Source organism: Streptomyces sp. VTCC 41912 (assembly GCF_045799175.1).
In the GTDB taxonomy this organism is placed as follows: domain Bacteria; phylum Actinomycetota; class Actinomycetes; order Streptomycetales; family Streptomycetaceae; genus Streptomyces; species Streptomyces albulus_C.
Map to the genome: position 1 here is coordinate 86,767 of NZ_JBJMAB010000030.1, position 17,413 is coordinate 104,179.

Annotated in this window: 15 protein-coding genes and 2 tRNA genes; 12 read left to right on the forward strand and 5 right to left on the reverse strand. The window is 71.8% G+C overall.

What is annotated here, in order from left to right; translation table 11 throughout:
• Positions 1 to 27: 27 nt before the first annotated feature.
• The gene (locus tag ACJ6WD_RS30950) at positions 28 to 594 is read right to left on the reverse strand and encodes a CGNR zinc finger domain-containing protein (RefSeq protein ID WP_038518300.1); all 567 of its coding nucleotides are present in this window, start codon (positions 592 to 594) and stop codon (positions 28 to 30) included.
• A 224-nt stretch (positions 595 to 818) separates the two neighbouring features.
• Positions 819 to 1,232 (reverse strand): SsgA family sporulation/cell division regulator, encoded by a 414-nt coding sequence (locus tag ACJ6WD_RS30955; RefSeq protein WP_003959770.1) that lies wholly within the window; start codon positions 1,230 to 1,232, stop codon positions 819 to 821.
• Between the two features lie 371 nt (positions 1,233 to 1,603).
• On the opposite strand from ACJ6WD_RS30955, the gene ACJ6WD_RS30960 reads away from it, so the two are divergent.
• The 3 genes from ACJ6WD_RS30960 (at position 1,604) to ACJ6WD_RS30970 (ending at position 2,387) form a co-directional block, all read left to right on the forward strand.
• Positions 1,604 to 1,675: transfer RNA gene (locus ACJ6WD_RS30960), tRNA-Val, on the forward strand.
• Between the two features lie 86 nt (positions 1,676 to 1,761).
• Complete coding sequence (locus ACJ6WD_RS30965) at positions 1,762 to 2,232, forward strand: SRPBCC family protein (protein ID WP_233657957.1); 471 nt, start codon at positions 1,762 to 1,764, stop codon at positions 2,230 to 2,232.
• 83 nt (positions 2,233 to 2,315) lie between these two features.
• Positions 2,316 to 2,387 (forward strand) — tRNA-Val (locus ACJ6WD_RS30970).
• A 138-nt stretch (positions 2,388 to 2,525) separates the two neighbouring features.
• Here the strand turns inward: ACJ6WD_RS30970 and ACJ6WD_RS30975 are convergent.
• Complete coding sequence (locus ACJ6WD_RS30975; protein ID WP_233657956.1) at positions 2,526 to 3,251, reverse strand: exonuclease domain-containing protein; 726 nt, start codon at positions 3,249 to 3,251, stop codon at positions 2,526 to 2,528.
• Between the two features lie 227 nt (positions 3,252 to 3,478).
• Here ACJ6WD_RS30975 and ACJ6WD_RS30980 point away from each other — a divergent pair, with 227 nt between their 5' ends.
• From ACJ6WD_RS30980 to ACJ6WD_RS31005, 6 genes are all read left to right on the forward strand, one after another.
• Positions 3,479 to 4,066 (forward strand): DUF4365 domain-containing protein, encoded by a 588-nt coding sequence (locus ACJ6WD_RS30980; RefSeq protein WP_037633201.1) that lies wholly within the window; start codon positions 3,479 to 3,481, stop codon positions 4,064 to 4,066.
• Positions 4,066 to 5,277 (forward strand): hypothetical protein, encoded by a 1,212-nt coding sequence (locus ACJ6WD_RS30985; protein WP_407616989.1) that lies wholly within the window; start codon positions 4,066 to 4,068, stop codon positions 5,275 to 5,277. The genes ACJ6WD_RS30980 and ACJ6WD_RS30985 overlap by 1 nt, the downstream gene beginning before the upstream one ends.
• Before the next feature lie 101 nt (positions 5,278 to 5,378).
• On the forward strand, positions 5,379 to 7,358 hold the full coding sequence (gene thrS, locus ACJ6WD_RS30990; protein ID WP_016579181.1) for a threonine--tRNA ligase: 1,980 nt from the start codon (positions 5,379 to 5,381) through the stop codon (positions 7,356 to 7,358).
• Positions 7,359 to 7,431: 73 nt separating this feature from the next.
• Positions 7,432 to 7,989, forward strand: a complete 558-nt coding sequence (locus ACJ6WD_RS30995; protein ID WP_016579182.1) for an HIT domain-containing protein — start codon at positions 7,432 to 7,434, stop codon at positions 7,987 to 7,989.
• 92 nt (positions 7,990 to 8,081) lie between these two features.
• Complete coding sequence (locus ACJ6WD_RS31000) at positions 8,082 to 8,885, forward strand: polysaccharide deacetylase family protein (protein WP_407616990.1); 804 nt, start codon at positions 8,082 to 8,084, stop codon at positions 8,883 to 8,885.
• Positions 8,885 to 10,084 (forward strand): YncE family protein, encoded by a 1,200-nt coding sequence (locus ACJ6WD_RS31005; protein WP_233657952.1) that lies wholly within the window; start codon positions 8,885 to 8,887, stop codon positions 10,082 to 10,084. The genes ACJ6WD_RS31000 and ACJ6WD_RS31005 overlap by 1 nt, the downstream gene beginning before the upstream one ends.
• 102 nt (positions 10,085 to 10,186) lie before the next feature.
• Here ACJ6WD_RS31005 and ACJ6WD_RS31010 read toward each other — a convergent pair whose 3' ends face one another.
• Both ACJ6WD_RS31010 and ACJ6WD_RS31015 read right to left on the reverse strand, forming a co-directional pair.
• The gene (locus ACJ6WD_RS31010; RefSeq protein ID WP_233662074.1) at positions 10,187 to 11,845 is read right to left on the reverse strand and encodes a hypothetical protein; all 1,659 of its coding nucleotides are present in this window, start codon (positions 11,843 to 11,845) and stop codon (positions 10,187 to 10,189) included.
• Between the two features lie 185 nt (positions 11,846 to 12,030).
• On the reverse strand, positions 12,031 to 14,229 hold the full coding sequence (locus ACJ6WD_RS31015; protein WP_038518290.1) for an elongation factor G-like protein EF-G2: 2,199 nt from the start codon (positions 14,227 to 14,229) through the stop codon (positions 12,031 to 12,033).
• A 265-nt stretch (positions 14,230 to 14,494) separates the two neighbouring features.
• On the opposite strand from ACJ6WD_RS31015, the gene pgsA reads away from it, so the two are divergent.
• Genes pgsA through ACJ6WD_RS31030 form a run of 3 tightly spaced genes read left to right on the forward strand, consistent with a single transcriptional unit; the run spans position 14,495 to position 17,222 of the window.
• On the forward strand, positions 14,495 to 15,148 hold the full coding sequence (gene pgsA / locus ACJ6WD_RS31020) for a phosphatidylinositol phosphate synthase (RefSeq protein ID WP_016574755.1): 654 nt from the start codon (positions 14,495 to 14,497) through the stop codon (positions 15,146 to 15,148).
• Positions 15,148 to 16,086, forward strand: a complete 939-nt coding sequence (locus ACJ6WD_RS31025; RefSeq protein ID WP_016574756.1) for a phosphatidylinositol mannoside acyltransferase — start codon at positions 15,148 to 15,150, stop codon at positions 16,084 to 16,086. The genes pgsA and ACJ6WD_RS31025 overlap by 1 nt, the downstream gene beginning before the upstream one ends.
• On the forward strand, positions 16,083 to 17,222 hold the full coding sequence (locus ACJ6WD_RS31030) for a glycosyltransferase family 4 protein (RefSeq protein WP_233662071.1): 1,140 nt from the start codon (positions 16,083 to 16,085) through the stop codon (positions 17,220 to 17,222). The genes ACJ6WD_RS31025 and ACJ6WD_RS31030 overlap by 4 nt, the downstream gene beginning before the upstream one ends.
• Positions 17,223 to 17,413 lie beyond the last annotated feature (191 nt).

Here is a 17,413-nt window from a genome sequence, read left to right on the forward strand (position 1 = left end):
CGGGGGCGGGTCGCGGCTCCTCGCCGGTCAGCCCGCCGCCTCCCGCCGCCGTGCCCGGTACGCCGCGACGTGCAGCCGGTTCCCGCAGGTCCGGCTGTCGCAGTAGCGCCGCGAGCGGTTGCGGGAGAGGTCCACGAAGGCGTGCCGGCAGTCCGGTGCCTCGCAGCGCCGCAGCCGCTCGCGCTCCCCGGCGACGAGGATGAACGCCAGCGCCATCCCGCCGTCCGCGGCCAGGTGGTCGGCGACCGTGGCGCCCGGCGCGAAGTAGTGGACGTGCCAGTCGTAGCCGTCGTGGTCGGTCAGCTGCGGCGTGGTGCCCGCGGAGGCGACCAGCGCGTTCAACCGCGCGGCCGCGGTGTGGTCGTCGCCGGCCGCGAAGATCTCCGCGAACCGTGCCCGCACGGCCCGCACGGCGGCCAGGTCGTCCGGACCGAGCGATCCCACCCCGCTGACCTCGTTGCGCCGGACGAACTCGGTGAGGGCCGGGAGGTCGGTGAGGCTGTCCGGGGCACCGGGGGAGTCGCCCTCGGGAGCGGTGTTCAACAGGTCGACGACCGCGTCCAGCGCGCACCGGGTGTCATGGGTGATCAGCACGGTTCCGCTCCCTGCCCGGGTGGGGTCGGCCGGTGCCGCCCCGGTGTCGTTGGCGAATGGTCGCCGACTCTAGCGCCTGGGACAAGCCTCGGCGCCGTCCCCGCGGTGGGTCCGCGGTGACGGCGCCGAAGTGTGCCGTGTGAACTTGTCGGTCCTGCGCCGTCTCCCCGAGTCGGACGGTCGCAAGTGTGAGCGGGTGGATGCGGTGGGTTGCGTGCTGCGTCTCAGCTCTCCGCCAGGATGTGGGAGAGCTCCGTGTCGAGATCGAAATGGCGATGCTCCGTACCGGGCGGTACGGCGGCATCCGTTCGCTTCAGGAACGATTCCAGCGCCCGCGCCGGGGCTTCCAGCAGGGCTTCCCCTTCCGGGGAGCTCAGGGCGATGCAGACGACGCCCTGACCGTGGCTCCGGGACGGCCAGACGCGGACGTCGCCGGTGCCCGTGGGCCGGTGGAGGCCCTCGGCGAGGAGGTCGCGGGCGAAGACCCACTCAACCGTTTCCTCGGCTCCGGTGTGGAAGGTGGCGTGCACGGCATAGGGATCGGCCGTGTCATACCGCAGGCCCGCGGGTACAGGCAGTGAGGACTCGCTCGACACAACGAGGCGCAGGTGCAGCTCGCAGCTGACCGTGGTGTTCATAAGCGCCAGGGCCTTTCGCTCAGTGTGCGCTCGGGGATTCGCACGTCGGCGAAATCGACATGCCACCTACGGTGCCGTTGTAAACCCCTCTGACGGTTTTGGGTGGCTTCAGGTACCTCTTACGGCGGATTGCGTGAGCGTCCCCGGCGGTAATTTCGCCAGGCGATCCCGTCCGTTGCGCAGGCGTGACGAATACGCAGAGTAACGGAGCGGGGAGTGCTTTGCGATGATCTCCGTCGGTTCGGCGTGCCGGGCGCGGCGGTCGCGCCGACGAACGGGCGGGGGTGGCGTCCGCTCCGGGTGTGCGGAGCTCGGCGGTGCCGCCGTGGTCGGGAGCGCCTCCGACGTGCGGTAATGTTGGCGATGCGCCCGGGCGATTAGCTCAGTGGGAGAGCGCTTCGTTCACACCGAAGAGGTCACTGGTTCGAACCCAGTATCGCCCACCCCGGACGACGGCCCGGAGACTCAAGTCTCCGGGCCGTTGCGGTTGTTGAGGGGTTTCCCGGGTGCCGGGGCGCACACTGGGATCATGTTCGCCCCCTCCGGTCCGCCCGGCCGGCTCCACCGCTACCACTTCCGTAGCGTGTGGCAGCTGAGCGCCCAGCCCACCGTCGTCTATGCGGTCCTGGAGCGGGGCGAGGCGTATCCCCGCTGGTGGCCGCAGGTGCGCGAGGTCGTTCCGCTCGACGATCGCAGCGCCAGTGCGCGGTTTCGGTCCTCCCTGCCGTACGAGCTGGCCGTGGTGGCGACCGAGGTCCGGCGGGATCCGGGGGACGGGGTGCTGGAGGTCGAGATGGGCGGGGACCTGGTCGGTCGGGCGCGTTGGACGGTCGCGCCCGGGGCCGGCGGCACCCGGGTCGTCTTCGAGCAGGACGTGGAGCTTCGCAAGCCGGCGTTGCGGCGGTGGGCGCTGGTCGGGCGGCCGCTGTTCCGGATCAACCACGCGCTGATGATGCGGGCCGGACGGCGCGGGTTGGCGGCCTGGCTGGCCCGCGGATGAGCGGCTCGGCGGAGGAATTTGATGGAAGGGCGTGACGACCTGTATCGTTCAGGTCGTTCGCGGGGGAAACCCCGCCGGAACCCGGGCGATTAGCTCAGTGGGAGAGCGCTTCGTTCACACCGAAGAGGTCACTGGTTCGAACCCAGTATCGCCCACCGGGATCATGAACCGGGCCGCCAAGAGGCGGTCCGGTTCTTTTCATTGGACCGGTGCGCACTTCGTCTTCGGAACGGTGATTCCGTTCCCTTCCCGGTGGTCTCCGTGGGAATTCCCGACGGAATTCTGATGGGTAATCAGGCGGCGGTGGGGAGTTCCGGCCGCAACGGCCAATGCGGGTCGACCGACTCCGGGGAGCCGCTGCGGGCGAACCACGCCTGGAGGCCGCGCGCCTGGGCGGCGAACCAGACCGCCTGACGGGTGTGCAACTCGGCGGGTTGCAGCCCGTCCAGCCGGTCGGCGAAGCGCAGGCCCACCTCCCGGACCACGCGCAGTGCGGCCAGTGCGTCCGCGGCCGCCTCGTGGGCGTCGGCCAGTTCGACCTCGTAGTGCGCGCAGAGGTCGGTGAGGGTGCGACGGCCCTTGCGGTAGCGGTCCAGGTGCTTGTCCAGGACTCGGGGGTCGAGGACGTGCAGGGGGTGCGCCCCCAGGTAGGCGTCGAGCGAGCTGGCGCGGTGGCGCTTCAACTCCCGTTCCAGGAGCGTGAGATCGAACGGGGCGTTCATCACCACCAACGGCCGGCCGGCCACCGCCTGGGCGGCCAGCGCCCGGGCCACCTCCTCCAGCACCGGCGCCGGCCAGCGGCCGTGCCGGGCGAGGTGGTCGGCCGTCAGTCCGTGCACCGCCGTCGCGGCCTCGGGTATCTCCACGCCCGGATTGACCAGCCAGCGGGTGACGCGCGGGGCGGCGCGCGGGGTTTCCTGGATCACCAGGGCGGCGGAGACGATGCGATCGCGCTCGACGTCGATGCCCGTCGTCTCGGTGTCGAAGGCGGCAAGTGGACCGTCATACCAGCGCGGCATCATCCAACTCCTCGCGGTCGTACGGGGGATGGCGGTGCGACGTCATCCGTGCTGGTGATACCCGAGTTGCAGTCGGCTCGAACCGCCCTTGTTTGCGGCCCGCTTGACGCGGAGACAACGACAGTGACGGGCCGGCGCACCGTGCGCGGTCCGGCGGCTCCCGTGCGCCGGACCCCGTCCCGCCACCCGGAAGCAGACGATTCGGCACGGCCCGGAAGGCATCCGCGATGACCCTCGCGCAGCCCGAACCGGGCGGGCTGTCCCCCGCAAGCGGGCGGTACCCCCGGCCCTCTCCCACACCGCAGCGCGGTGGCCTGGCCACCACGGCCTGCATGGAAACCCTCCAGGTGGGCTACCTGCACGCGGTCGCCGCCGCGGCCGGTTGCTCGCTGGCGCAGCCCTTCCCGGACAACGGCATCGACTGGCACGTCAGCCATGCCGCGCCCGGTCACACCGTCGACGACGAAGTCACCATCAAGGTGCAGCTCAAGTGCACCTACCAGACCGCCCCGCGCCCACCGGGGCCGACGTTCGCCTTCACGCTCGACAACGACCACCTGGTGAAGCTGGCCCGCTCGCCGGTGGCGGTGCACAAGATCCTCGTCGTGATGCTCGTCCCGCGGGACCCGGACGACTGGCTGCGGGCCGGACACGACCACCTGGAACTGCGGCACTGCTGCTACTGGACCAACCTCGCCGGCCATCCGGTGACCGGCCGGCGCCGGACCACTGTGCGGATCCCGACCACGCGGATCTTCGACGACCGCGCGCTCCGCGAGATCATGACGCGGGTCGGGGCGGGAGGGAGACCCTGATGGCGCGGTCCACCGACGACTACGGCGCGGCACCACCGGATCCGGCGCGGCTCGACCCGACGGTGCTCACGGCCCTGTTGGCCCGGCACGGTTGGCGGCGCCGCAGCGGCGCGGTCGGCCACTACGCCCGTTGGACCCCGCCCGACGGGGCCGGCGGGACCAGTCTGCTGGTGCCCCAGGACCGGCGTTTTCCGGACAGCGCCGAGCTGTTGGCGGAGGCGTTGGCCGCGCTGGAGCGGAGCGCCGCACCGTCGGCCCGCGAGGTGCTGGTCGGGCTCGCGGTGCCCAGCGACGAGGTCCGTTGGGAGCGCGAGGTCCCGGACGGCGGGCCGGGCACCGCACACTGGGTGGCGCAGGAGCAGCTGCGCGCCGCGGCCCGCGCCCTGTTGACCGCCGGCGCGCTGGGCAGCTACGCCCGGGCCGGCTATTACGGCGCCCGGCACCAACGGCGGGCCGAGGCGTTCCTCGGCCAGGTGTTGGTCGGCCCGGGCCCGGCCGGTCGGCACCTGGCCGCGTTCGTGCCCGTACCGGCCGGACGGGGCGTGGTCACCGGTCTCCAGCGGGCCCTGCACGCGGCCCGGGACGCCACCGACTACCAGCGGGCCGCCGGCGGCATGGAGGCGTTCGACGCGGCGGTCGGACTGGGCGTCTGCCACGAGCTGGTGAAGGCGTTGATCGCGTTGGTGCGGGGCGCGGAGGGCGTCCGGATCACCCTGTGCTGGTCGCCGGCGGCCGGCGCCCCGGCGGGGTTCGCGGCCCGCCCCGAACCGGTGGAGTTCTCGCCCGGCGACCTGCCCGCGCTCCAGCGGGCCGCCCGGCGCTACGTCCGTGCCGAGCCGTCGCTGCCGGTGCGGGTGACCGGTTCCGTCGTCCGGCTGCGCCGGGAGCGACCGGACGGTCCGGGGTCGGTGCGGCTGCGGGTGATCAGCGGGGCCGACGTGGGGCAGGTGCGGGCGGCGCTGGAGGAGGAGGACTACCGGATCGCCGGCCACGCCCACCTGGCCGGGCTGCCGATCCGGGTCAGCGGCCGGCTGGAGAGCCGGGGCGGCTTCCGGCGGATCACCGGCGGTCGGGACGTCACCCCCGTCCAGGTCGATCCGGCCGATCGGGACCGGCTGATGAAGGCGCTGGCACAGGCCCCGCCGGAAGGCGGCGACGACGGATTCGACGACGCCGAGGAGGCGTGCGACGGGCCGCCGGCGGACGGCTGAGCGGGCGGCCGGCACCGTTTCGCGGTGTGGTCCTGCGGCTCGGTACGATTCGGGGGCGCAGCAAACGCTGACGCGCGAAAGACATGAGTCAGGAGAGACCGGTGTCAGACGTCCGTGTGACCGTCCAACGCGATTCCGAGCGGGAAGAACGCGTGGTGACCACGGGGACTACGGCCGCCGACCTCTTCCAGGGCGAGCGCAGCGTCGTGGCCGCACGGGTGGCCGGCGAGCTGAAGGACCTGGCCCACGAGCTGGCCGACGGCGACGAGGTCGAGCCCGTCGAGATCACCTCCGAGGACGGTCTGAACATCCTGCGGCACTCCGCCGCGCACGTGATGGCCCAGGCCGTTCAGGAGCTCTTCCCGGAGGCCAAGCTCGGCATCGGCCCGCCGATCAAGGACGGCTTCTACTACGACTTCGACGTCGAGAAGCCCTTCCACCCGGACGACCTCAAGCGCATCGAGAAGAAGATGCAGGAGATCCAGAAGCGCGGGCAGAAGTTCTCCCGCCGCGTGGTCTCCGACGAGGAGGCCCGCGCGGAGCTGGCCGACGAGCCGTACAAGCTGGAGCTGATCGGCCTCAAGGGCTCCGCCGCGGACGCCGCCGAGGGCGCCTCCGCCGAGGTCGGCGCGGGCGAGCTGAGCATCTACGACAACCTCGACGCCAAGACCGGCGAGCTGTGCTGGAAGGACCTGTGCCGCGGCCCGCACCTGCCGAGCACCCGCGCCATCCCGGTCTTCAAGCTGATGCGGTCGGCCGCCGCCTACTGGCGCGGCAGCGAGAAGAACCCGCAGCTCCAGCGTATCTACGGCACCGCCTGGCCGACCAAGGACGAGCTCAAGGGCTACCTGGACTTCCTCGCCGAGGCCGAGAAGCGCGACCACCGCAAGCTCGGTGCCGAGCTGGACCTGTTCTCCGTCCCGGAGCAGATCGGCTCCGGCCTGGCCGTCTTCCACCCCAAGGGCGGCATCGTCCGGCGCGTGATGGAGGACTACTCGCGGCGCCGCCACGAGGAAGAGGGCTACGAGTTCGTCTACACCCCGCACGCGACGAAGGGGAAGCTCTTCGAGACCTCGGGCCACCTGGACTGGTACGCCGACGGCATGTACCCGCCCATGCAGCTCGACGAGGGCGTGGACTACTACCTCAAGCCCATGAACTGCCCGATGCACAACCTGATCTTCGATGCGCGCGGCCGCTCGTACCGTGAACTGCCGCTGCGCCTCTTCGAGTTCGGGACGGTGTACCGCTACGAGAAGTCCGGCGTCGTGCACGGCCTGACCCGGGCCCGCGGCTTCACGCAGGACGACGCGCACATCTACTGCACCCGCGAGCAGATGGCCGACGAGCTGGACCGGACGCTCACCTTCGTGCTGAACCTGCTCCGCGACTACGGCCTGGACGACTTCTACCTGGAGCTGTCCACCAAGGACCCGGAGAAGTTCGTCGGCTCGGACGAGGTCTGGGAGGAGGCCACCGAGACCCTCCGCCAGGTCGCGGACAAGCAGGGCCTCCCGCTGGTCCCGGACCCGGGCGGCGCCGCCTTCTACGGCCCGAAGATCTCCGTCCAGACCAAGGACGCGATCGGCCGCACCTGGCAGATGTCGACGATCCAGCTCGACTTCAACCTGCCGGAGCGCTTCGACCTCGAATACACCTCGGCGGACGGCACCAAGCAGCGGCCGGTCATGATCCACCGCGCGCTGTTCGGGTCGATCGAGCGGTTCTTCGCGGTGCTGCTGGAGCACTACGCCGGCGCCTTCCCGGCCTGGCTGGCCCCGGTGCAGGCCACCTGCATCCCGATCGGCGACGCGCACGTCCCGTACCTGGCGGAGTTCGCCGCCGAGGCGAAGGCCCGGGGGCTGCGGCTGGAGGTCGACTCCTCCTCGGACCGGATGCAGAAGAAGATCCGGAACGCGCAGAAGGCCAAGGTGCCGTTCATGATCCTCGCCGGTGACGAGGACCTGGCCGCCGGCGCGGTGTCGTTCCGCTACCGCGACGGTTCGCAGGAGAACGGCATTCCGAAGGAAGCGGCGCTGGCCAAGCTGCTGGACGCGGTGGAGCGTCGCGTCCAGGTGTGACGCGACGGTCTGCGCGAGGGGCGGTCCCGATCGGGATCGCCCCTCGCCGCTTCCCCCGCCGGCCCGGGAGAATATGCTTCGCAACATGACGAGTGAGCCGGAACAGCAGATCGGAGTCGGGACGCAGGACGCCTTCCAGCGCCTGTGGACGCCCCACCGGATGGCGTACATCCAGGGGGAGAACAAGCCGAGCGGCCCGGGTGCCGACGACGGCTGTCCGTTCTGCACCATTCCCGCGAAGTCGGACGAGGACGGTCTGGTCGTCGCCCGCGGTGAGCGGGTGTACGCGGTGCTGAACCTCTACCCGTACAACGGCGGGCACCTCATGGTCGTCCCGTTCCGCCACGTCGCCGACTACACCGACCTCGACGAGGCGGAGACGGCGGAGCTGGCCGACTTCACCAAGCGGGCGATGACGGCACTGCGCACCGCCTCCGGGGCGCACGGGTTCAACATCGGGATGAACCAGGGCAGCGTGGCCGGCGCCGGGATCGCCGCCCACCTCCACCAGCACGTCGTCCCCCGCTGGGGCGGCGACACCAACTTCATGCCGGTGGTCGGCCACACCAAGGTCCTGCCCCAACTCCTCGCCGACACCAGGGCGATGCTGGCCGCGGCCTGGCCGGTGTAGCAGGGGTGCGCGTCGGGTGAACGCGGCGACACGCACCCGAATGAATCGTACATATCGCACCGATTGGGAATTTTTGCGCCTCTAATGGGGTGGTGACTTCCCTAGATCGTCGCTTCGTGCTGCGCGCGGCCGCCTCGGCCGCGGCCGCCGGTGCGCTCGCGGCGGGCTGTGATCCGAAGCGGTCGGCGGACGACTCCGCCTCCCGACCGGCCAGCGGCGGCCCGACCCCCCAGGGGACGGGCCGGTCCGCCCCCGCCCGGCAGCCCGCCGCCCGGCCGCCGACCCGCGCCCCCGGCCTGCCCGCGGAGATCGAACACGGACCGCGCGACGGCCACGCGGTGGCCCTGACGTTCCACGGCAGGGGCGACCCCAAGCTGGCCGGGGCGCTGCTCGGCGAGGCCGAACGGGCCGGTGCCCGGGTCACCGTCCTGGCCGTGGGCGAGTGGCTCGACGAGCAGCCCGCGATGGCCCGCCGCGTCCTGGACGGCGGCCACGAACTCGGCAACCACACCATGCACCACCGCAATATCTGCGCGCTGCCGGCCGCCGCCGCGCTCGCCGAGATCAGTCAGTGCGCCGACCGGCTGCGCAGGCTCACCGGCAGCATCGGCAGCTGGTTCCGCCCCTCGCAGACCCAACGGGCGACCCCCCAGGTGATCCGGCTGGCCCGTCAGGTCGGCTACCCGCACGTCCTGTCGTACGACGTGGACTCCCTCGACGCGAACGACCCCGGCGCCGCGGCCGTCCAGCGCACGGTCCTGGACGGCATCCGGCCGGGGTCGGTCGTCAGTCTCCACCTCGGGCACGCCGGCACGGTGGCCGCGCTGCCCCCGATCCTCGACGGCCTCCGCCGGCGCGGTCTGCGCGCGGTGACGACAACGGAGCTAGTGACCTGATGGCTGACCGGAACCGTACCCACCCCCGCCCGCCCGGCTCCCGGCCCACCCGGCGGGCCGCGCTGCTCGTCGCGGCCTGCGCCCTGGTGGCGGCGGGCTGCGCCGGCGGCGGGGAGCAGTCCGCCCCCGCGCGGTCCGCCGGGGCCTCGCCGCACAAGGCCGTCGTCCAGGGGCTGCCCGGGATGCCGCCCGTGCTGGACGCGCGTGACCTGTACGCCGCGGACCGGCCCAACCGGCTGGCGCCGCAGGTCAAGAACTTCCCGTCGCGGATCTACGTGCCCAACACCGGCTCCGACACGGTCACCGTCATCGACCCCAAGACCTACAAGGTGATCGAGACGATCCCGGTGGGCGTGCAGCCGCAACACGTGGTGCCGTCCTGGGACATGAAGACGCTGTGGGTCAACAACAACCGGGGGCACGACCTCACCCCGATCGACCCGGCCACCGGCAAGGCCGGCAAACCCGTCAAGGTCCACGACCCGTACAACCTCTACTTCACGCCGGACGGGAAGTACGCGGTCGTCATGGCGTCGATGGACCGCCAGCTGGTGTTCCGGGACCCGCACACGATGGCGATCCGCAAGACCCTCCCGGTCAGCTGCGCGGGCGTCAACCACGCCGACTTCTCGCCGGACGGGAAGTACTTCATCGTCTCCTGCGAGTTCTCCGGCGAACTGCTCAAGGTCGACACCGCGAAGATGACGGTGATCGCCCAGCAGAAGCTCCCGTTCGAGGGGGCGATGCCGCAGGACGTGAAGATCTCGCCGGACGGCAAGACCTGGTACGTCGCCGACATGATGGCCGACGGCGTCTGGGTCCTGAACGGCGACACCTTCGACCGGCCGAAGCTGCTGCCCACCGGCAAGGGCGCCCACGGCCTCTACGTCAGCCGCGACTCCCGGACCATGTACGTCTCCAACCGGGGCGAGGGGTCCATCTCGCTGCTGGACTTCACGACCGGGGAACTCGTCAACAAATGGCACATCCGCGGCGGCGGCAGCCCGGACATGGGCGGCGTCTCGGCGGACGGCAACGTGCTGTGGCTGTCCGGGCGGTACAACTCCGAGGTCTACGCGCTCGACACGCACACCGGGAAGACCCTGGCGAAGATCCGGGTGGGCGTCGGGCCGCACGGGCTCGCGGTCTACCCGCAGCCGGGACGGTACTCGCTGGGGCACACCGGGATCTTCCGCTAGGACGTGCCCGCCGGATCCGACCGGCGGCGGAACGGAAACGGGCGCGCGCCCGGCGGGAAGCCGGGCGCGCGCCCGTGTGCGCACGGAGCGCGGGGTCGTGCCCTACGCGTTGTACTCGTCGGCCTTCTTCGGCTCGGCGCTCTGGACCATCCCGCTGAGCACCAGGGAGCGGTTGTCGAACCGCTCGACGTCGACGCCGTTCTCCTTCAGGACGCTCATCGCGGCGGCGTGCACGGCCCGCAGGACCGGGGTCGCGGCGCGCAGCGCGTCATCGGCCATGAAGCGGTGGCGCCAGGGCTTGTCGGCCCAGACGTGGCGCAGTCCGAACGGCTCGGGCAGGGCGAGCTTGCCACCGAGGAAGTCCAGCACCGGCGGGAACCACGTCAGCGGGGCGCGGGCGGCCAGCCGGACCACCTCGGACGGCTCGATCAGCGGCAGCGTCTGGGTCTTGGTCTCCCAGAACCGTACGACCTTGGCCACTTCCTTGGTCTTGGGCGACGGCTTGCCGGTGAACAGGGAGTTGACCGGGCCGAGGGCGTGGCCGCTGACCTCGATGCGCAGCGTCTCGTGCAGGACGGTGACGGTGATCATCAGCGTGAGCACCAACTGGCCGTCCCACAGGACGAACTGGACGCCGAGGTAGTGGCGGTCGCCGCTGCCGAACTGCTGCTCGTTGCAGATCCGCGCTATCTCGTGGTCGCGGACCTCGTACCCGTCGACGTGCGTGCCCTCCGGGCGGGAGACGGCCTTGGCCTTCTCGCCCACGGGGGAGACGATCCAGTGGCGCACGGACGGCGGCTGCTGGAAACCGCCGGTGTGCAGCGGGCTGCGCTCCAGCAGGCGCAGCCGGTCGTGGATCGCGCGGATGACGTCCCAGCTGCGGAACGGGTGGATGTCGGTGCCCTCTTGGGCCGGCCGGAGCTCCTCGGCGAGCTGCCAGGTGCCCCACCGGGTGCCCATGCCGAGTATGCCCTTGGGGCCGGCGTAGAAGACGACGTTGCTGCGCTGCTCGGCGGAGACCTTGGCGAGGTTCTGGCGCAGGGTCTCGGCGGAGGTGTGGTTCGGGTCCTGCGGCACCGCCTCGGGGATCTTCGCGGCGACGCCGCCGCCCTCCAGCAGCCCCTTCCACGCCTCCCGCAGCGTCACCGCCGTCCGCTCGCAGATCTGCTTGGCCAGCCACCAGCCGACCACCGGGGCGATGAGCATGCCCCGGGCGTACAGCGGCCAGAAGCCGTTGAGCGGCAGCTTGATCATGAAGAACAGGCCGACCGCGGCCAGCAGCGCCAGCAGTACGCCGCCCAGCGGCGAGATGCCGTTGCCCTCGCCGTCCTTGGAGAACATCTTGCGGAGTTGGAAGGCGCCCAGCCACAGCAGCACGCCGGGCAGGAAGAGCAGCCCGCACACCACCATCAGGACCGTCAGCTGGGCGTCGCGCTGCTTGCGGATGCGGGTGGCGGACAGGCAGTGCTCGACGACCGTCTGCGGTTCGGTGCCGAAGGACTGGATCAACGGACCGCGGCCGCCGCCGAGCATCCGCACCTGGACGGCGCGGGCGAACGCCTCGCCGAGGTTGGGCGCGAACAGCGACAGCTTGGGCTTCTTGATCTCGGACGTGCCGGAGTCGGAGTCGGCCTTGGAGATGTCGGCCAGCGGGCTGTCCCGGTAGGCGGCCGAGGCCAACGCCTGGGTCGCCGCCGTCTGTCCGGCGCCCCCCGAGATGGGGACCTGCGCCCCCGGACTGAAGTCAAAGCCGTCTGCCACTACCGCCCCCATCACGCGCGTATCCGCTGATGCGCTCTACCCGACTACGCTTTGGCGCACACCTGCTGGGCCGGTGTGCTCGCAGGTTGGCCCGGAACGCGCGGCGCAGCGGCTCAAGGCCCCAGCGTACAGCCGCCGGCCCGACCCAAGTGGGCTGTCCGGGACGGCGGCTGACCGGCCGTTACCTACGCCGTGACCGTCTCCTCGGCCCGCATCCGCGCGGCGAGCTGGCCGGGCATCGGCTCGTGCCGCAGGTACCCGCGGCCGAAGCGTCCGGTGCCGTGCGAGAGCGAGCGCAGGTCGACGGCGTAGCGCCCGATCTCGATCTCCGGCACTTCGGCGCGGACCAGGGTGCGGCCGAATCCGGACTGTTCGGTGCCGACGACCCGGCCACGGCGGCCGGAGAGGTCGCTGAGCACCGGCCCGACGTACTCGTCCGGTACGAGGACGCGCACCTCGGCGACCGGTTCCAGCAGGTCGATCGTGGTCTGCGCGGCGGCCTCCCGCAGGGCCAGGGCACCCGCCGTCTGGAACGCCGCGTCCGAGGAGTCGACCGAGTGGGACTTGCCGTCGAGCAGGGTGACCCGGACGTCCACGAGCGGATGCCCGGTGGCGATCCCGCGGGCGGCCTGGGCGCGGACGCCCTTCTCCACCGACGGGATGAACTGCCGGGGCACCGCACCGCCCACGACCTTGTCGACGAACTCGATGCCGGAGCCGCCCGGCAGCGGTTCGACCTGGATCTCGCAGATCGCGAACTGGCCGTGCCCGCCGGACTGCTTGACGTGCCGGCCGCGGCCCGCCGCGGGCCCGCCGAACGTCTCCCGCAGCGCGACCCGGTGGTCGACGGTGTCGACCTGGACGCCGTAACGGGAGCGCAGCCGCTCCAGGGCCACGTCGGCGTGCGCCTCGCCCATGCACCACAGGACCACCTGGCGGGTGTCCTGATTGTGCTCCAGGCACATCGTGGGGTCCTCGGCGACCAACCGGGCCAGGCCCTGCGAGAGCTTGTCCTCGTCGGCCTTGCTGTGCGCCCGGATGGCGACCGGAAGCAGCGGGTCCGGCATCGCCCACGGCTCCATCAGCAGCGGCGCGTCCTTGCCGGACAAGGTGTCGCCGGTCTCGGCGCGGGTCAGCTTGGCGACACAGGCCAGATCGCCGGCGATGGCCCGGGTGAGCGGACGCTGCTGCTTGCCGAACGGCGCGGACAGCGCGCTGACCCGCTCGTCGACGTCGTGGTCCTCGTGCCCGCGGTCCTCCAGGCCGTGACCGGAGACGTGCACCGTGTCGTCGGGGCGCAGCGTGCCGGAGAAGACCCGGACGAGGGAGAGCCGGCCGACATACGGGTCGGAGGAGGTCTTGACGACCTCGGCGGCGAGCGGGCCCTCCGGGTCGCAGCCCAGCCCCGGCCGCGGGGCGCCGTCGGGACTGGTCACGGCGGGCGCCTCGCGCTCCGCTGGGGTGGGGAAGCCGCCGGTGATCAGCTCCAGCAGTTCGACGGTGCCCAGCCCCTGCCTGGCCCCCTCCACGGCCGGGGCGGCGGCCAGCACGGGGTGGAAGGAGCCACGGGCGACCGCGGTCTCCAGGTCGCCGACGAGCGTCTTGAGCTCGATCTCCTCACCGGCGAGGTACCGGTCCATGAGCGACTCGTCCTCGCTCTCGGCGATGATCCCCTCGATCAGGCGGTTCCGGGCCGCCTCGATCAGCGGGAGTTCCTCGTCGGTGGGGGCGCGCTCGGTCCGCTCCCCGGAGGAGTAGTCGAAGACGCGCTGCGACAGCAGGCCGATCAGGCCGTTGACGGGGGCGTGGCCGTCCGCGCCCGCGGGGCCGTACAGCGGCAGGTAGAGCGGCAGGACGGCGTCCAGGTCGTCGCCGCCGAAGGTCACCGCGCACCGCCGGGTCATCTCGTCGAAGTCGGCGCGCGCGGCCTCCAGGTGCGTGACGACCAGGGCGCGCGGCATCCCGACGGCCGCGCACTCGTCCCACACCATCCGGGTCGCACCGGCCACGCCGTCGGCCGCCGAGACGACGAAGAGGGCCGCGTCCGCCGCGCGCAGACCGGCCCTGAGCTCCCCGACGAAATCCGCGTACCCGGGGGTGTCCAACAGATTGATCTTTATCCCGCCCCAGTCCACGGGGACCAGGGAGAGCTGCACCGAGCGTTGCTGCCGGTGCTCGATCTCGTCGTAGTCGGAGAGGCAGCCGCCGTCCTCGACGCGGCCCGCGCGGTTGACCGCGCCCGAAGCCAGCGCCAGCGCTTCGACCAGGGTGGTCTTTCCCGAGCCGCTGTGGCCGACCAGCACCACATTGCGCAGGGCAGCGGGCCGGTCGGCCGCTGGTGCCCTTCCGGCGGCTCCTGGGTTCGTACTCGACTTCTCGCTCATGTGTCTCGCCTCCAGGTCGACACTTTGCGGTGATTCGAGCTTTCCACCGGGTTCAGGATGCGTCCATACGTGGCACGTGCGGCCGGTGCCGACCGGCCACGCGGCGGGAACCACGGGCCGCCGGGCGGGCGCGCGGCGGGCGCCCCGAGCCGTGTGATGCACCCCGCGCCGCGATGCGTTCGTGGTGCCCCGTGGCCTCCTGGCTACGATGGGCCAGCCGGTGGCCCCTTGACCGCGCGGCCCGTATCGACTTTCCGGGAAGGTCATGCTGAACAAGTACGCGCGTGCGTTCTTCACGCGTGTTCTCACACCGTTCGCCGCCCTGCTCATCCGTCTCGGGGTCAGCCCGGACGCGGTCACCCTCGTCGGGACCGGCGGTGTGGTGGCCGGTGCCCTGATCTTCTATCCCCAGGGCGAGTTCTTTTGGGGCACGGTCGTGATCACGCTGTTCGTCTTCTCCGACCTCGTCGACGGCAACATGGCGCGCCAGTTGGGCCGCTCCAGCCGCTGGGGCGCCTTCTTGGACTCCACCCTCGACCGGGTCGCGGACTCGGCGATCTTCGGTGGACTGGCCCTCTGGTACGCCGGCCGCGGCGACAGCCTGGCGCTCTGCGCGATCGCCATCTTCTGCCTCGCCAGCGGCCAGGTCGTCTCGTACACCAAGGCACGGGGCGAGGCCATCGGGCTGCCGGTGAACGTCAACGGCCTGGTGGAGCGGGCCGAGCGGCTGGTCATCTCGCTGGTCGCCTGCGGCCTGTCCGGGCTGCACGCGTTCGGCGTGCCGGGCGTGCAGGTGCTGCTGCCGATCGCCCTGTGGGTGGTCGCCGTCGGCAGCGCCGTCACGCTCGGCCAGCGCGTGGTGACCGTACGACGGGAGTCGGCCGAGGCCGACGCCCTCGCCCAAGGGGGGAACGGCTGATGGGGGACCGGAAGCTGATCGACACCGAGAAGCTCGTGGACGGGCTGTACGGCCTGGGCTGGAGCACCGTCAAGCGGCTCCCCGAGGGCGTCGCGGTGCAGCTCGGCCGGCAACTCGCGGACGTCGCCTGGCGGCGCCGCGGCAAGGGCGTGCAACGGCTGGAGTCCAACCTCGCGCGGGTCGTCCCGGGCGCCTCCGCGCAGCGGCTGGCGGCGCTCTCCCGGGCCGGGATGCGTTCGTACATGCGGTACTGGATGGAGTCCTTCCGGCTGCCGGCGTGGAGCGAGCAGCGGATAAAAGGCGGTTTCGCCCCCGAGGACGTGCACCACCTGGAGGACGGCCTCAAGAGCGACCGCGGGGTGATCCTGGCCCTGCCCCACATGGGCAACTACGACCTCGCCGGCGTCTGGGTCACCACCAAGCTCAACACCCCGTTCACCACCGTCGCCGAGCGCCTCAAACCGGAGTCCCTCTACGACCGGTTCGTCGCCTACCGCGAGGGACTGGGCATGGAGGTCCTGCCGCACACCGGCGGCGCCGCCTTCGGCACGCTGGCCCGGCGGCTGCGCGCCGGTGGCCTGGTCTGCCTGGTCGCCGACCGCGACCTGTCCAGCTCCGGGATACCGGTGACGTTCTTCGGCGAGGAGACGAAGATGCCGGCCGGGCCCGCGATGCTCGCCCTCCAGACCGGCGCGATGCTGCTGCCCGTCACCCTCTGGTACGACGACACCCCCGTCATGCGCGGCCGCGTCCACCCGGAGATCGAGGTGCCCGAGGACGGCACCCGAACCGAGAAGGCCGCCCGCATGACCCAGGCACTCGCCGACGCCTTCGCCGGCGGCATCGCCGACCACCCCGAGGACTGGCACATGCTCCAGCGGCTGTGGCTCGCCGACCTGACGCCGCGCGACGGCACCCCCGGAACGGAGCCCGCGTGAAGATCGGCATCGTCTGCCCGTACTCCTGGGACGTCCCCGGCGGCGTGCAGTTCCACATCCGCGACCTGGCCGAGCACCTGATCGGCCTCGGCCACGAGGTCTCCGTGCTGGCCCCCGCGGACGACGAGACCCCGCTGCCCGCCTACGTCGTGCCGGCCGGCCGGGCCGTCCCCGTGCCGTACAACGGCTCCGTCGCCCGTCTCAACTTCGGGTTCCTCTCCGCCGCGCGGGTCCGCCGCTGGCTCCAGAACGGCGCCTTCGACGTCATCCACATCCACGAGCCCGCCTCGCCCTCCCTGGGCCTGCTCGCCTGCTGGGCGGCGCAAGGCCCGATCGTGGCGACCTTCCACACCTCCAACCCGCGCTCCCGGGCCATGATCGCCGCGTATCCGATCCTCCAACCCGCCCTGGAGAAGATCAGCGCCCGCATCGCCGTCAGCGAGTACGCCCGCCGCACCCTGGTCGAGCACCTCGGCGGCGACGCCGTCGTCATCCCCAACGGCGTCGACGTCGACTTCTTCGCCCGGGCCGAGCCGCGGCCCGAATGGCAGGGCCGCACCATCGGCTTCATCGGCCGGATCGACGAACCCCGCAAGGGCCTGCCGGTCCTCATGAAGGCCCTGCCCGCGATCCTCGCCGCGATCCCCGACGCCCGACTACTGGTCGCCGGCCGCGGCGACCAGGACGAAGCGGTCGCCGGCCTCCCCGCCGACCTGCGCCCCCGGGTCGAGTTCCTCGGCATGGTCTCCGACGAGGACAAGGCACGCCTGCTGCGCAGCGTCGACGTCTACGTCGCACCCAACACCGGCGGGGAGTCCTTCGGCATCATCCTCGTCGAAGCACTGTCCGCCGGCGCACCCGTACTGGCCAGCGACCTCGACGCGTTCGCCCAGGTCCTGGACCAGGGCGAAGCCGGCGAACTCTTCACCAACGAGGACGCCGAGGCGCTCGCCACCACCGCGATCCGCCTGTTGAACGCCCCCGACCGGCGCACCGAACTCAGCGAACGCGGCAGCAAACACGTCCGCCGCTTCGACTGGTCCACAGTCGGCGCGGACATCCTCGCCGTCTACGAGACGGTGGCGGCTGGCGCCTCAGCCGTGGCAACGGACGAACGGGTGGGGCGGCGGCGCTAACCGGGTCGCTGCGCTTGGCTGGCTTCCCACGTTTTTGGCTTTCCCGCTGTGGGGGTTGCCGTTTGCGCCTGGCGGCGCGGGCGTTGTCGGCGTTCCCGCCGTGGGGGTTGCTGTTTGCGCCTGCGGCGCGGGCGTTGTCCGCTGCGCGGGGCTGTTGGGTGCGGTGACGGGCCTGCGGGGGTGGTGTGCAG